The organism is Bradyrhizobium sp. 1, from assembly GCF_023073315.1.
In the GTDB taxonomy this organism is placed as follows: Bacteria; Pseudomonadota; Alphaproteobacteria; order Rhizobiales; family Xanthobacteraceae; genus Bradyrhizobium.
Genome location: NZ_JADPJH010000011.1, coordinates 176,837 through 189,690 on the forward strand (window position 1 = coordinate 176,837; position 12,854 = coordinate 189,690).

The 12,854-nt window shown below is 64.6% G+C and carries 9 protein-coding genes; 2 read left to right on the forward strand and 7 right to left on the reverse strand.

What is annotated here, in order from left to right:
- Positions 1-61: 61 nt before the first annotated feature.
- Positions 62-1,492, reverse strand: coding sequence for an aldehyde dehydrogenase family protein (locus tag IVB29_RS06215; RefSeq protein ID WP_247502520.1), 1,431 nt, complete (start codon positions 1,490-1,492; stop codon positions 62-64).
- Between the two features lie 291 nt (positions 1,493-1,783).
- Complete coding sequence (locus IVB29_RS06220) at positions 1,784-4,147, reverse strand: transketolase (protein ID WP_247502521.1); 2,364 nt, start codon at positions 4,145-4,147, stop codon at positions 1,784-1,786.
- Between the two features lie 133 nt (positions 4,148-4,280).
- Here IVB29_RS06220 and IVB29_RS06225 point away from each other — a divergent pair, with 133 nt between their 5' ends.
- On the forward strand, positions 4,281-4,742 hold the full coding sequence (locus IVB29_RS06225) for an Lrp/AsnC family transcriptional regulator (RefSeq protein ID WP_247502522.1): 462 nt from the start codon (positions 4,281-4,283) through the stop codon (positions 4,740-4,742).
- Between the two features lie 96 nt (positions 4,743-4,838).
- On the forward strand, positions 4,839-5,759 hold the full coding sequence (ppk2, locus tag IVB29_RS06230) for a polyphosphate kinase 2 (protein ID WP_247502523.1): 921 nt from the start codon (positions 4,839-4,841) through the stop codon (positions 5,757-5,759).
- A gap of 108 nt (positions 5,760-5,867) precedes the next feature.
- Here ppk2 and IVB29_RS06235 read toward each other — a convergent pair whose 3' ends face one another.
- The 5 genes from IVB29_RS06235 to IVB29_RS06255 all read right to left on the reverse strand — a co-directional run bounded on the left by IVB29_RS06235 (position 5,868) and on the right by IVB29_RS06255 (position 12,853).
- On the reverse strand, positions 5,868-6,947 hold the full coding sequence (locus IVB29_RS06235) for a zinc-binding dehydrogenase (RefSeq protein WP_247502524.1): 1,080 nt from the start codon (positions 6,945-6,947) through the stop codon (positions 5,868-5,870).
- A 59-nt stretch (positions 6,948-7,006) separates the two neighbouring features.
- The gene (locus IVB29_RS06240) at positions 7,007-7,948 is read right to left on the reverse strand and encodes a DMT family transporter (protein WP_247502957.1); all 942 of its coding nucleotides are present in this window, start codon (positions 7,946-7,948) and stop codon (positions 7,007-7,009) included.
- A gap of 186 nt (positions 7,949-8,134) precedes the next feature.
- Positions 8,135-8,974, reverse strand: a complete 840-nt coding sequence (locus tag IVB29_RS06245) for an aldo/keto reductase (protein ID WP_247502525.1) — start codon at positions 8,972-8,974, stop codon at positions 8,135-8,137.
- Positions 8,975-8,992: 18 nt separating this feature from the next.
- Complete coding sequence (locus tag IVB29_RS06250; protein ID WP_247502958.1) at positions 8,993-9,889, reverse strand: SMP-30/gluconolactonase/LRE family protein; 897 nt, start codon at positions 9,887-9,889, stop codon at positions 8,993-8,995.
- A gap of 261 nt (positions 9,890-10,150) precedes the next feature.
- Entirely contained in the window at positions 10,151-12,853 is a 2,703-nt protein-coding gene (locus IVB29_RS06255; RefSeq protein WP_247502526.1) for a nitrate reductase, read from the reverse strand.
- Position 12,854 lies beyond the last annotated feature (1 nt).

A 12,854-nucleotide genomic window follows, 5' to 3' on the forward strand; every position in this document is an offset into this window, starting at 1 on the left:
AAAAAGCAAAACGCCGGAGCGGCTTCCCGCTCCGGCGTCATGTTGGTTCAAACGATAGCGCTTACGCCGCGTTGAAGCCCGCAACCGCTTTCACTTCGAGGAAGTCCTCGAGGCCGTACTTGCCCCACTCGCGGCCGTTGCCGGACTGCTTGTAGCCGCCGAACGGCGCGGTGCGGTCGTTGGGCACGCCCTGGAGGTTGACGTTGCCGGCGCGGATCTGACGCGCGACGCGCTTGGCGCTATCGACCGTGTCGGCCGAAACGTAGCCGGCGAGACCATACGGCGTGTCATTGGCGATGTGCACGGCGTCGGCTTCGTCCTTGGCGCCGATGATGGTCAGCACCGGTCCGAAGATCTCCTCGCGGGCGATCGTCATGTCGGGGGTGACGTCGGCGAAGATGGTCGGACGGACATAGAAGCCCTTGTTGACACCCTCGGGCAGGCCCGGGCCGCCGGCGACGAGCGTTGCGCCCTCGTCGATGCCCTTCTTGATGAGGCCCTGGATCTTGTCCCACTGGCCGCGGTTGACGACGGGACCGATGGTGGTGCCTTCGGCGCGGGGATCACCGGCCTTGGTCTTGTCGGCGACAGCCTTCGCAATCGCGGCGACTTCCTTCATCTTCGACAACGGCACGATCATGCGCGAGGGCGCGTTGCAGGACTGGCCGGAGTTGTTGAACATGTGCATCACGCCGCCGGTCACCGCCTTGGTCAGGTCGGCGCCTTCGAGGATGACGTTCGGCGACTTGCCGCCGAGCTCCTGGCTGACGCGCTTCACGGTCGGCGCCGCGCGCTTGGCCACGTCGATACCGGCGCGGGTTGAGCCGGTGAACGAGATCATGTCGATATCGGGATGCTCGCTCATGGCAGCGCCGACCTCGGGGCCGAGGCCGTTGACGAGGTTGAACACGCCCTTGGGAACACCGGCTTCGTGGAGGATTTCCGCAAAGATCAAGGCCGAGGTCGGGGTGAACTCCGACGGCTTCAGAATCATGGTGCAGCCGGCGGCGAGCGCGGGCGCGACCTTGCAGGCGATCTGGTTGAGCGGCCAGTTCCAGGGCGTGATCATGCCGACCACACCGACCGGCTCGCGCAGCACCATGGCGGTGCCGACCGGCTCCTCGAAATGATAGTTCTTGAGCACGTCGAGCGTGGTCATGAGATGACCGAGGCCGGCGCCGGCCTGGAGTTTTTCCGCCATCGGCAGCGGCGCGCCCATCTCGTCGGAGACGGCGGCACCGATCTCCTTGAGACGGCCCTTATAGATCTCGATCACCTTCGAAAGCAGCGCGACGCGCTCGTCGCGGCTGGTCTGGGAGAACGTCACGAACGCGCGCTTGGCGGCGGCGACAGCCTTGTCGACGTCGGCCTTGGAGCCCAGCGCAACCTCGTACATCGCCTCTTCCGTCGCCGGATTGACCACGGCGGTGGACTTCTTGACGGCGGGATCGACCCAGGCGCCGTCGATGTAGAATTGCATGCGATTGACCATCGTTAACCTCTTCTTGGGGGCTTGGAGGGGGCGTTTCGGCAGGCATCCTTGCACGAAAGCGCCGGCAATTGAACCCGCCATATGCGGGGCCAGCGTTGCGGCGGACGCGCGGAATATGGGACTTGGTGCGAACCGAGGCAAGCGCCGTGGGTCCCGGCTCAGCGTCGCGTCATTTCATGCCGCGCCGCGTCCGGGACACGAGATTTTACCGAGCCGAACCACTCTCGTGCGCCGGACGCAGCGCAGCGCTACTTCAGCGGTGCGCTGCAGAGCCGGGGCCCACGCGAGCGATCACACCGCCATCTTGCGATGCAGGACGGGCGCGCCGGTGGTGAGGCTTTCCGCCGCATCGATGATCGCATTCGCGTCGATGCCGTAATGGCGATAGAGGTCCGCGACCGTGCCGGTCTGGCCGAACTGCTCCACGCCGAGCGCCTCGACGCGATGGCCGCGGACGCTGCCGAGCCAGCCGAGCGACGCCGGGTGACCGTCGATCACGGTCACGATGCCACAGTCGCGCGGCAACGGCGCCAGCAGTTTTTCAATGTGGCTGAGATGCTGCACGCCGCGCCGGTCCCGCCGCAACTTTCGCGCGGCGGTCCAGCCCGAATGGAGACGGTCGGCCGAAGTGATCGCCAGCAGGCCGATGTCGCGGCGGCTCTCGCCGATGAAGCCGGTCGCCTCGATCGCCTCGGGCGCGACCGCGCCGGTATAGGCGATCACGAGTTCGGCATTCGGGCCCGGCTTGCGCAGCCAATACGCGCCGTCGGTAATGCCCTGCGCAAGTTCCGGACTCATGATGCGCTGCGCCTGCTCGATGCTGCGCGTCGACAGCCGCAGATAGACGGAACCGCCCTCGCCCGGATCACGCTGCATGTGCTCAAAGCCGAAAGCCATGATCACGGCGAGTTCGTCGACGAAGGCCGGCTCGAACGAGGCGAGCCCGTCCTGCGCCATGCCGATCAGCGGCGTCGCGATCGACTGGTGCGCGCCGCCCTCCGGCGCCAGCGTGATGCCCGATGGCGTCGCCGCCACCATGAAGCGCGCATCCTGGTAGCAGGCATAGTTCAGCGCATCGAGGCCGCGCTCGATGAAGGGATCGTAGAGCGTGCCGACCGGCAGCAGCCGCGCGCCGTTGATCTGGTGCGACAGGCCGAGCGCCGAGAGCATGATGAACAGGTTCATCTCGGCAATGCCGAGCTCGAGATGCTGGCCTTTTGGCGAAAAATCCCAATTGAACGTGGACGGAATTTTCTCGCTGCGGAATAAGTCCGCCTTCTCGGCGCGCGCGAACAGGCCGCGCCGATTCACCCACGGACCGAGATTGGTCGAAACGGTGACGTCGGGCGACGTCGTGACGATGCGCTTCGCCAGTTCGCTGTCGCCGCGCGCAATCTCGTTCAGCACGAGGCCAAAGCCCTGCTGCGTCGACATCTGCGGCGACGGCTTGAAGGCCAGCTGCTGGGGCACCTCGACAACAGGCGCGGTCAGGCGGCGACCATCCTGGTTGAACGGCACGCGTGCGAGAAAGGCGTCGAGCTCGGCGGCGCTCTGCGAAAGGCCCTCATACTTGTCCCATTCGTGGCCGGGGCGGATGTTCTGGCTCTCGCGATATTTCTCCATCTGCGCGACCGTCATCAGGCCGGCATGGTTGTCCTTGTGGCCCTGGAACGGCAGGCCGACGCCCTTGATGGTGTAGGCGATGAAGCAGACCGGGCGATCATGGTCGATCTGTTCGAACGCCTCCAGCATGCTCGCCATGTCGTGGCCGCCGAGATTCGACATCAGCGCCAGCAGCTCCTCGTCACTGCGCTTGTCGATCAATTTTGTAATTGGGCCCTGATCGCCGATCTCGTCATGCAGATGTTTGCGGAACGCGGCACCGCCCTGAAAACACAGCGCGGCGTAGAGCGCGTTCGGACAATTGTCGATCCAGCGCTTCAGCGCCTCGCCGCCGGGCTCCGCGAAAGCTTCGCGCATCAGGCGGCCGTATTTCACGATGACCACGTCCCAGCCGAAATTGCGGAACATGGCCTCGAATTTTTCCCAGAGCCCTTCGCGCACGACGGCGTCGAGCGACTGGCGGTTATAGTCGACCACCCACCAGGTGTTGCGCAAGCCGTGCTTCCAGCCTTCGGCGAGTGCCTCCCAGATGTTGCCCTCGTCCATCTCGGCATCGCCGACCAGCGCGATCATCCGCCCTTCGCGGCGATCCTTCATCCAGCCATGCGCCTTGACGTAGTCCTGCACCAGTGAGGCGAACAGCGTCTGCGCGACGCCGAGGCCGACGGAGCCGGTGGAGAAATCGACGTCGTCGACATCCTTGGTGCGCGAGGGATAGGACTGTGCGCCCTTGAAGCCGCGGAAATTCTCCAGCTTCTCGCGGCTCTGGCGGCCGAACAGATACTGGATGGCGTGGAACACCGGGCTCGCATGCGGCTTCACCGCGACGCGATCCTCCGGTTTCAACACGTGGAAGTACAACGCCGACATGATGGTGGCGAGCGAGGCGGACGACGCCTGGTGTCCCCCGACCTTCAAGCCATCCGTGCTCGGGCGAATGTGGTTGGCATGGTGGATGGTCCATGACGACAGCCACAGCGCCTTGCGGGACAGCGCAGTCAGCGTTTCAAGGCGAGCGGAATCGACGGGCATGGTGATGCTCCGGACAACAAGGCCCCGATCATACGCCTGCGGGCCGCGCCAGATTTCTCAATTTTTCGCGTCATACCTGCCGATATTGGGATATCATACCAATCATTACCCTAAAAATACAGGTTTCATCCCAATGTCCGAGCTCGACGCCATCGACCGAAAAATCCTCGCGCTGCTTCAGAACGACAGCCGGCTGACCATGCAGGAGCTCGCCGACAAGGTCGGGCTCTCGGTCTCGCCCTGCCACCGCCGGGTCAAGCTGCTGGAAGAGCGCGGCGTGATCTCGCGCTACATCGCGACCGTCGACCAGAAGGCGCTCGGCCTGCATGTCAGCGTCTTCATCTCGATCAAGCTGGCGCGGCAGAAGGAGGAGGATCTCAACCGCTTCGCCCGATCGATCTCGAAATGGGACGAAGTTTTGGAGTGCTATCTGATGACCGGCAACCGCGACTACCTGCTCCGGGTCGTCGCCGCCGACCTCGCCTCCTACGAGACTTTTCTCAAGACCAAGCTGACCCGGCTCGACGGCATCGCCTCGATCGAGTCGAGCTTTGCGCTCAGCCAGGTGAAATACTCGATCGCGCTGCCGGTGTGACAGCGGAGAGAGGTCGCAAAAGGCGACGTTGTCACATGGATGAAACAAAGGGCACCGATGGTCATTTGACACCCGTCCCACCCGAGAGCCGTAGCCATGACCGCATCCGACCGCACCTCCGAAACCGCCAAGCGCGAGCGCATCCTTCAGGAGATGGCCGACGACCTCGACGAGGAGCTGGAGATGGAGCTGGATGACGCGCGTCTCGACGAGCTTCTGGGCGAGACCGACATGCCCGGCCCGACAGTCGACCGCAGGCTTTATTTCCGGGAACTGCTGCGGCTCCAAGGCGAGCTGGTCAAGCTTCAGGACTGGGTGCAGAGCGAGAAGAAGAAGGTCGTGGTGCTGTTCGAGGGCCGCGATTCCGCCGGCAAGGGCGGCGTCATCAAGCGCATCACCCAACGGCTCAATCCCCGCATCTGCCGCGTCGCAGCGCTGCCCGCCCCGAGCGAGCGCGAGCGCACACAATGGTACTTCCAGCGCTACGTGTCGCACCTGCCGGCCGGCGGCGAAATGGTTCTGTTCGACCGCAGCTGGTACAACCGCGCCGGCGTCGAGCGCGTGATGGGCTTCTGCTCGGACGAGCAGTACCAGGAGTTCTTCCAGTCGGTGCCGGAGTTCGAGCGGATGCTGATCCGCTCCGGCACCATCCTGATCAAATACTGGTTCTCGATCACCGACGACGAGCAGCAGTTCCGCTTCACCATGCGCATCAAGGATCCCCTCAAGCAGTGGAAGCTGAGCCCGATGGACGTCGAGGCGCGCAGCCGCTGGGAGGCCTACACCAAGGCCAAGGAGACGATGCTGGAGCATACGCACCTCCCGGACTCGCCGTGGTGGATCGTCGATGCCGTCGACAAGAAGCGCGCCCGGCTCAACTGCATCGCGCATCTGCTCAGCCAGATGCCGTATCAGGAGGTCGCGCGCGCGCCGGTCGTGCTGCCGCCGCGCGTGCGCAATCCCGATTATCACCGCGGCCCGATCCCGCCGGAGATGTACGTGCCTTCGAACTATTGACGGAGGTCTCGTAGGGTGGGCAAAGCGTAGCGTGCCCACCATTCCGTCCACCAACGCCGACGCATGGTGGGCACGGCGCTCCGCGCCTTTGCCCACCCTACGAAACCGTCATCGCCAGGGCTGCACGATGATCTTGGTGTGGGTTTCAGGATTGGCGAGGTCGGCGAACGCCTTGGCGACGCCGTCGATGCCGATCTCGGCTGTCACCATCGCGGCCGCATCCACTTGCCCCTCCGCGATCAGGCGCAGTGAGCTTGCGAATTCGTCCGGCGTGTAGCCAAGCACATACTGGACGTTGAGCTCCTTCATGATGCCAAGCATGGGCTCATTTCTGTCGCTCTCCATGCAGACGCCGACCACCACGATGCGCGCATCGCGCGGGGCGCCCTCGAACACCTGCTGCAACAGGCCGGGCACGCCGACGCATTCGAAGATGATGGCAGGCTTCAGCGCCGGCAGCATCGCCTGGAGCGGAGGGCGCGCTGCCTTCTCCGCGTCCGACATCTGCGCGTGCTCGGCCCAGGTCGCATAGGGCTGCGATACCCTGGGATCGACCACGATGTCGGCGCCAAGCTTTGCTGCGAGCGCGCGCCGCGCCGGCGAATAATCGGCGGCGACGATCGGGTGCAGGCCTTTGATCTTCAGCGCGGCGATCACCGCGAGCCCGACCGGCCCGCAGCCGATGACGAGCGGAACTTCGCCGCCGCTTATATTGGCTTTCGCCACCGCGTGAACGCCGACCGCGAGCGGTTCGGTGAGCGCGGCATGTTCCGGCGCAAGGCCGTTCGGCACTTCCAGCAGCAGCGGCTCGCTCAGCAGCATCTGCTCCGCATAACCGCCGACGAAATCGTTGGAATAGCCGATGCCCTTGATGCCCTCCGGCGTCAGCAGCGCCGGCAGCGAGCAGACATGCGTGCCCGGCTTGAGTTTTCGCGCGGTATCGGGGCCGTAGTCGACGATCTCGCAGCAAAATTCGTGACCAAACACGACGTCGCGCGACAGATCCATCGGCGGTCGCCCGGTCTTCCTCGCCATTTCCACCATCCGCGGCGCGTGCTGGCGCGCATGAAGGTCGGAGCCGCAGATACCGCAGGCGAGCGTCTTGACCAGCACTTGGCCGGGGCCGGGCTTCGGCTCAGCCATCCGGCCAACGACAATTTCACCGTTTCTGAAAATCGCAGCGCGCATCGGCTCCTCCCATCTTGTTGGAGCCGTTGATAGCACAAAGCCAGAGTCGAAATATTGCGTCAGGGGTTAGGGGAACGCTCTTCCAGTATCAAGAGCTGGGCGCGGCGGATGCGCTCGCGATGAGCGATGTAGAGACCGCTGGCGACGATGAAAGCCGCGCCGACGATGGTCCAGACATCAGGCACTTCTCCGAACAGGAAGAAGCCCAAGATGCTGACCCACAGCAGCTGCGTGTAGGAGAACGGCGCCAGCACCGAGGCATCGCCGTAGCGATAGGCCAGCACGATGATCCACTGCCCGACGGTGGAGGCGACACCGATCACGATGCCGAGCCCGATCGCGGTCCAGGTCGGCGTCACCCAGACGAACGGCACCATTACGCTGAGGATCGCAACGCCCGTCAGCGCAGAATACGCCATCGTGGTGACGACGGCTTCGCGCCCGCTGATCATGCGCGTCAGGATCAGCGCGGCAGCCCAGCAAAACGCCGAGATGATCGGGAAGAACGCGGCGACATGAAACGCGCTCGAACCCGGCCGCAGGATGATCATCACGCCCGTCAGGCCGATCGCGGTCGCGATCCAGCGGCGCATGCCCACCTTCTCGCTCAGGAAGATGATCGACAGCGCGGTGACGAACAGCGGCGAAACGAAACCCGTGGCGGAAGCTTCCGCGATCGGCAGGAAGCTTAGCCCGGTGATGAAGAAAAGCGAGGAGCCGAGCAGCGCGGTGCCGCGCATCAGCTGAAGGCCGAGCCGCTCGGTGCGCATCGCATAGATCGGCGAGGCCGGCAGCATCACCGGCGTGAACATCAGCGCGAACGTGACGAAGCGGATCCAGGTGATCTCGATCGACGGCAGGCTGGTCGAGAGATACTTTGCGGTGACGTCGGAGCAGCCGAGAAAGATGGTCGACAGCAGCACCAGCGCAATGCCCTTGAAGGGATGATCGACGCGCGCGGGTGCGCGGCGCGTCGCCTGCTTCTTCTCCGGCAAGGGCATGGGAATACTGTCGAGCCTTGCGGCTGCGGCGGGCGGCGGTGTCACGGCTGGAACCTGGGAAATACGATTCGGGAACGACCGTAAAAAACGACAATTGCGCCGCTTTCACAACTTCCGAAAACAGGATGCCGATATGCACTGACGTCCGCGCGCGTCAATGCTCCGTTAATAATAGGCTTTTGTGCACTACAGCATTGGTAATCCGCGCGGCTTCGGACCGCGCGGAAACGCCGCATCCAGCGCAGAAATCTCATCCTTTGTCAGCACGAGATCACCTGCTGCCGCATTTTCGCCGGCATGTTCGGCGGACGACGCCTTCGGGATCGCCACCACCGTAGTCGCACGGGTGAGAAAGCTCAGCGCGATCTGACGCGGCGTCGCGCGACGTGCTTCAGCAATGCGCGCGAGCACAGCGCCACCTTTGCTGTTGCTCGCAGGGAAATCGTCATGACCGAACGGCGAATAGGCGACGACAGCGACGCCATGCTGCTCGCACCACGGGATCACCGCGTGCTCGATCGCGCGCTCCTTGAGATGGTAGAGCACCTGATTGCAGGCGATGCGGCCCTCGTCCGAGACGCCGAGTATTTCGTCGAGATCATCGGCATCGAAATTCGAAACGCCCCAGGATTTGATCTTGCCGGCCTTCACCAAATCCTCGAACGCGGCAACAGTGTCCTCCAGCGGATACGAGCCGCGCCAGTGCAGCAGATAGCAATCGAGACGGTCGGTCTTCAACCGCTTGAGCGAACGCTCGCAGGCCGTGATGGTGCCACGGCGCGAGGCGTTGCTCGGCAGTACCTTTGAAACCAGGAACACCTCGTCACGACGGCCATCAATCGCATCGGCAATCACGAGCTCGGCATCGCCATACATCTCGGCGGTGTCGATGTGGGTCATGCCGAGATCGAGCCCGCGCTGAAGCGCCGCGATCGCGCGCGTGCGGTCGCCATGGTCGAGATACCAGGTGCCCTGCCCGATGACGGAGACGCTGGCGCCGGTCTTGCCGAAGGGGTGCGTGTTCATGTGTGTTCCTGCAGAGCGCTACAATCCGCTGATGTCCGCGACCAGCACGCTGCCGGTCGCTGACTCCGTGATATAGAGACGATCCTTCTTCACGCCACCAATGGCGACGTTGGTGCAGTTCGGCCCCGCGCACGATTTGATCCGTGCGATCAGCTCACCATTCGGCGCGAACACGAAGACATGGCCGAGCGAGGCGTGGCCGACGAACAGGCGCCCCTTAGCATCCATGGTCATACCATCGGGGCCGCTGGTGCCGAATAGCGAGCAGAAGCGCCCGACCTTGGACACGCTGCCGTCCTTCATGAACGGCAGCCGCCACACCGAATTGTCGCGCGTCATCGCGACGAACAGCACGGTTTCGCTGGGATCGAGCACCAGGCCGTTCGGGCTGATGCCGGTATCGATCAGGCAATCGAGCCGGCCGCTCGGCGCCAGCTTATAGACCCGGCCGCTGGGATCGTGCAGGCCGGTCTGGCCCTGGTCCGTGAAATAGATGTCGCCATTGGAAGCGAGATGCAGGTCGTTACAGCCGCGGAACGATTCCGAATTGCGCGCGGTCAGGATCGGCTTGATGCGGCCGTCCCTGGCGTCGAGCTCCATGATACCGTGCATGTAGTCCGCGACCAGGATGCGGCCGTCGGCTGCAATCTTCAATCCGTTCGGCCATCCCTCGTATTCGATCACCAGCGACCATTCGCCGTCAGGCGCAATGCGGAAGATGCGGCCGAAGGGAATGTCGACGATGTAGAGATGCCCGTCGCTGTCGAATGACGGCCCTTCGATAAAGCTGTCGGTCGGTACACCCGGCCGGTTGGCATCGGCCCAATCGGTCCGCACGCTCTTGCGGCGGAACTTGTCGGGCATCGCGGAGAAGATTTCGGTTTCGATCAGGCGCGGCGGCGTTTCCAGGTACATCATTGTTTTTACGGGTGGTGGGCAGGCTCAACCAGCATAGGGCACAATCGATGGCGCGTCGATTGGGGCGGAGGCATGGCAGCCTTGGGAGTGCGGGTACCACGCCACTCTCGTGTCCCGGACGCGCTGCAACGCGCCAGCGTTGCGGCGCAGAGCCGGGACCCAGAAAAGCCAAACACTCCGCTGTGAGATGGGCCCCGGCTCTGCAGCGCATCACTTCGTGCTGCGCAGCGTCCGGGGCACGAGACCGCCTCTTAACCTCTAACCCGCCGCGCCCGCGACCTTCACTTGCTTCGCCACCACGTCCGTGGTCGCGATCAGGCGCTTCAGCTCGGGGATGCAGGAGCCGCAATTGGTGCCGGCCTTGAGTTTTGCGCCGATCTCGGCCGCCGTGCGCGCGCCGGCGGCAATCGTGTCGCAGATGGTGCCGCGGCCGACGCCGAAGCAGGCGCAGACGACGGGGCCGGTCGATGCCGCGCCTTCGCTGGACCTGCCTGATAGCAGCATGCGGCGTTGGTCGTCGGTGACCAGATCGGCCACGAACAGGCTCTTCACCACCTCCCAATCGCCGGCATCATGCGCCGGGCCGACGAACAGGCAGGTCTCGATGCGATCTCCATCAAACGAAGCCGCACGAAAAACGCCGCCGCCGAAATCACGATACTCGGCGACATCCTCGCCGGCGACGCTCTCGAGCCAGGCCGGCCAGCGCGAAAGGTCCGCATTGTCGGCGAAGAGATAACCGAAGCCGCCGGTCACAGCGACGCGGGTCCACATCAGGTTTGGCGGCAGATCGAGCGGTTTTCGCGAGAGCGCAAAACCGCGGAAGACGTATTCATATGGCGTGATCGCGGCCGGAGTCGCCTTCGACTCCGGCTGCCCCGAGAACGGATCGGTGAACGGTGCGGCCAGCGCGCCGACGCGACCGTGCGAGGCGTTCATCGCGCTCCAGTGGATCGGCGCGAACAGCATGCCGCGCTGCTGGCGGTCGCTGACGACGGCCTTCAGGATGCACTGGCCGTAATCGGTGGTGATACGGGCAAAGCCGTCATGGACGATGTTGTATTTGTTGGCGTCATCGGGATGGATCTCGACGAACGGCTCGGGCAGATGCGCGCCGAGCCGCTGGCTGAGGCCCGTGCGGGTCATGGTATGCCACTGGTCGCGGATGCGCCCGGTGTTGAGCCGCAGCGGACGCGACGGCCCGGTCTCGCCACGCAAGGCCGGCACCTCGGGCGCGACGAAGCGGCCCTTGCCGTCATTGGTGAAGAAGCCGCCCTGCGCGAAGAAGCGCTCACCCGGCGCCTCGCCTTCGCGCGCGGGCCACAGCACCGGCTTCAAGGCATCGAAGGCTTCGTCGGACAGCGAAGTGAGCGCGCCGATGTCGAAATCGCGGCTGCCATTGTTCTCGAACGCCGAGAGCGCCGCATGTTCGCGAAAGATATCCGCGGCGGATTTGTAGTTAAAGCTCTCGCCAAAGCCGAGGCGCTTTGCGGTCTCGCTCAGGATCCACCAATCCGGCCGCGCCTCGCCGGGCGCCGGCAGGAACGAGCGCTGGCGTGAGATGCGCCGTTCGGAATTGGTCACGGTGCCCGACTTCTCGCCCCACGCCAGCGCCGGCAGCAGCACGTGCGGGCCGGCATCGACGGTGTCGTTGGACAGCACGTTCTCGGAGACGACAAACAGCTCGAGCTTCTTCAGCGCCTCGCGGACGAAGTCGGCGTCGGGCAGCGACACCGCCGGGTTGGTGCCCATCACCCACAGCGCCTTGACCTCGCCGCGGTTGATGGCCTCGAACAGCTGCACCGCTTTCAGCCCCTCATGGGTGGCGATACGTGGCGCCCTCCAGAACCGCCTGACACGGTCGATGTCGGGCGGCGTGAAGTTCATGTGCGCGGCGAGCTGGTTGGCGAGACCGCCGACCTCACGGCCGCCCATCGCATTGGGCTGGCCGGTCAGCGAGAACGGCGATGCACCGGGCTTGCCGATACGCCCCGTGGCGAGATGGCAGTTCAGGATCGCGTTGACCTTGTCGGTGCCCTGCGCCGACTGGTTGACGCCTTGCGAGTAGAGCGTGACGACCCGCTCGGTGTCGCGGAACATCCTGAAGAAGGTCGCGACATCCTGCTCCGTGAGACCTGTCGCCAGCGCGGTCGCGGTGACGCTGCCGGCGATGCTGCGCGCGCGTGCCAGCGCGTCGTCGAACCCGGACGTGTTGCTGGCGATGTAATCCTGATCCAGCGCGCCGTTGTCGGCGAGATGGACGAACAGGCCGGAAAACAGCGCAGTGTCGGTGCCGGGCTTCAGGCCGAGGAACAGATCGACGTCGGTTGCGGTGTCGGTGCGGCGCGGATCGATCACGACCATGCGCGCGCCGCGCTCCTGCTTGTTCTTCAGCATGCGCTGGAACAATACCGGATGACACCAGGCGGCGTTCGAGCCGACGAAGACGAGCAGATCGGCCTGGTCGAGATCCTCGTAGCAGCCCGGCACGGTGTCGGCGCCGAAGGCGCGGCGGTGGCCGGCAACCGAGGACGACATGCAGAGCCGCGAATTGGTGTCGACATTGGCGGTGCCGACAAAGCCCTTCATCAGCTTGTTGGCGACGTAATAATCCTCGGTCAGGAGCTGACCCGAGAGATAGAACGCGACCGCATCGGCGCCGTCGCGCGCGACGATGTGCTGCATGCGATGGGCGACATGATCGAGCGCATCGCTCCAGGCGACGCGCTCGAGCACGCCCTTGCAGCGGATCATGGGATGGAGCAGCCGGCTTTCGAGGCCAACGGTCTCGCCGAGCGCGGAGCCCTTCGAGCACAGCCGGCCGAAATTGGCAGGATGGTCGGGGTCGCCCGCGATCGCCGCGCCGCCCTTGCCGTCGGGTGTCGCCAGCACGCCGCAGCCGACGCCGCAATAGGGGCAGGTCGTCTTGGTGGCGCGGAGTTTCGGGTCGATCGCCGTCATA

Excerpts from the sequence above, each read along its gene's own strand:
- IVB29_RS06245 (WP_247502525.1), bottom strand. The coding sequence starts at position 8,974 with ATGAACACGCACCCCTTCGGCAAGACCGGCGCCAGCGTCTCCGTCATC.
- IVB29_RS06250 (WP_247502958.1), bottom strand. The coding sequence starts at position 9,889 with ATGTACCTGGAAACGCCGCCGCGCCTGATCGAAACCGAAATCTTCTCC.
- IVB29_RS06240 (WP_247502957.1), bottom strand. The coding sequence starts at position 7,948 with ATGCCCTTGCCGGAGAAGAAGCAGGCGACGCGCCGCGCACCCGCGCGC.
- IVB29_RS06235 (WP_247502524.1), bottom strand. The coding sequence starts at position 6,947 with ATGCGCGCTGCGATTTTCAGAAACGGTGAAATTGTCGTTGGCCGGATG.
- IVB29_RS06215 (WP_247502520.1), bottom strand. The coding sequence starts at position 1,492 with ATGGTCAATCGCATGCAATTCTACATCGACGGCGCCTGGGTCGATCCC.
- IVB29_RS06220 (WP_247502521.1), bottom strand. The coding sequence starts at position 4,147 with ATGCCCGTCGATTCCGCTCGCCTTGAAACGCTGACTGCGCTGTCCCGC.
- IVB29_RS06225 (WP_247502522.1), top strand. The coding sequence starts at position 4,281 with ATGTCCGAGCTCGACGCCATCGACCGAAAAATCCTCGCGCTGCTTCAG.
- ppk2 (WP_247502523.1), top strand. The coding sequence starts at position 4,839 with ATGACCGCATCCGACCGCACCTCCGAAACCGCCAAGCGCGAGCGCATC.
- IVB29_RS06255 (WP_247502526.1), bottom strand. The coding sequence starts at position 12,853 with ATGACGGCGATCGACCCGAAACTCCGCGCCACCAAGACGACCTGCCCC.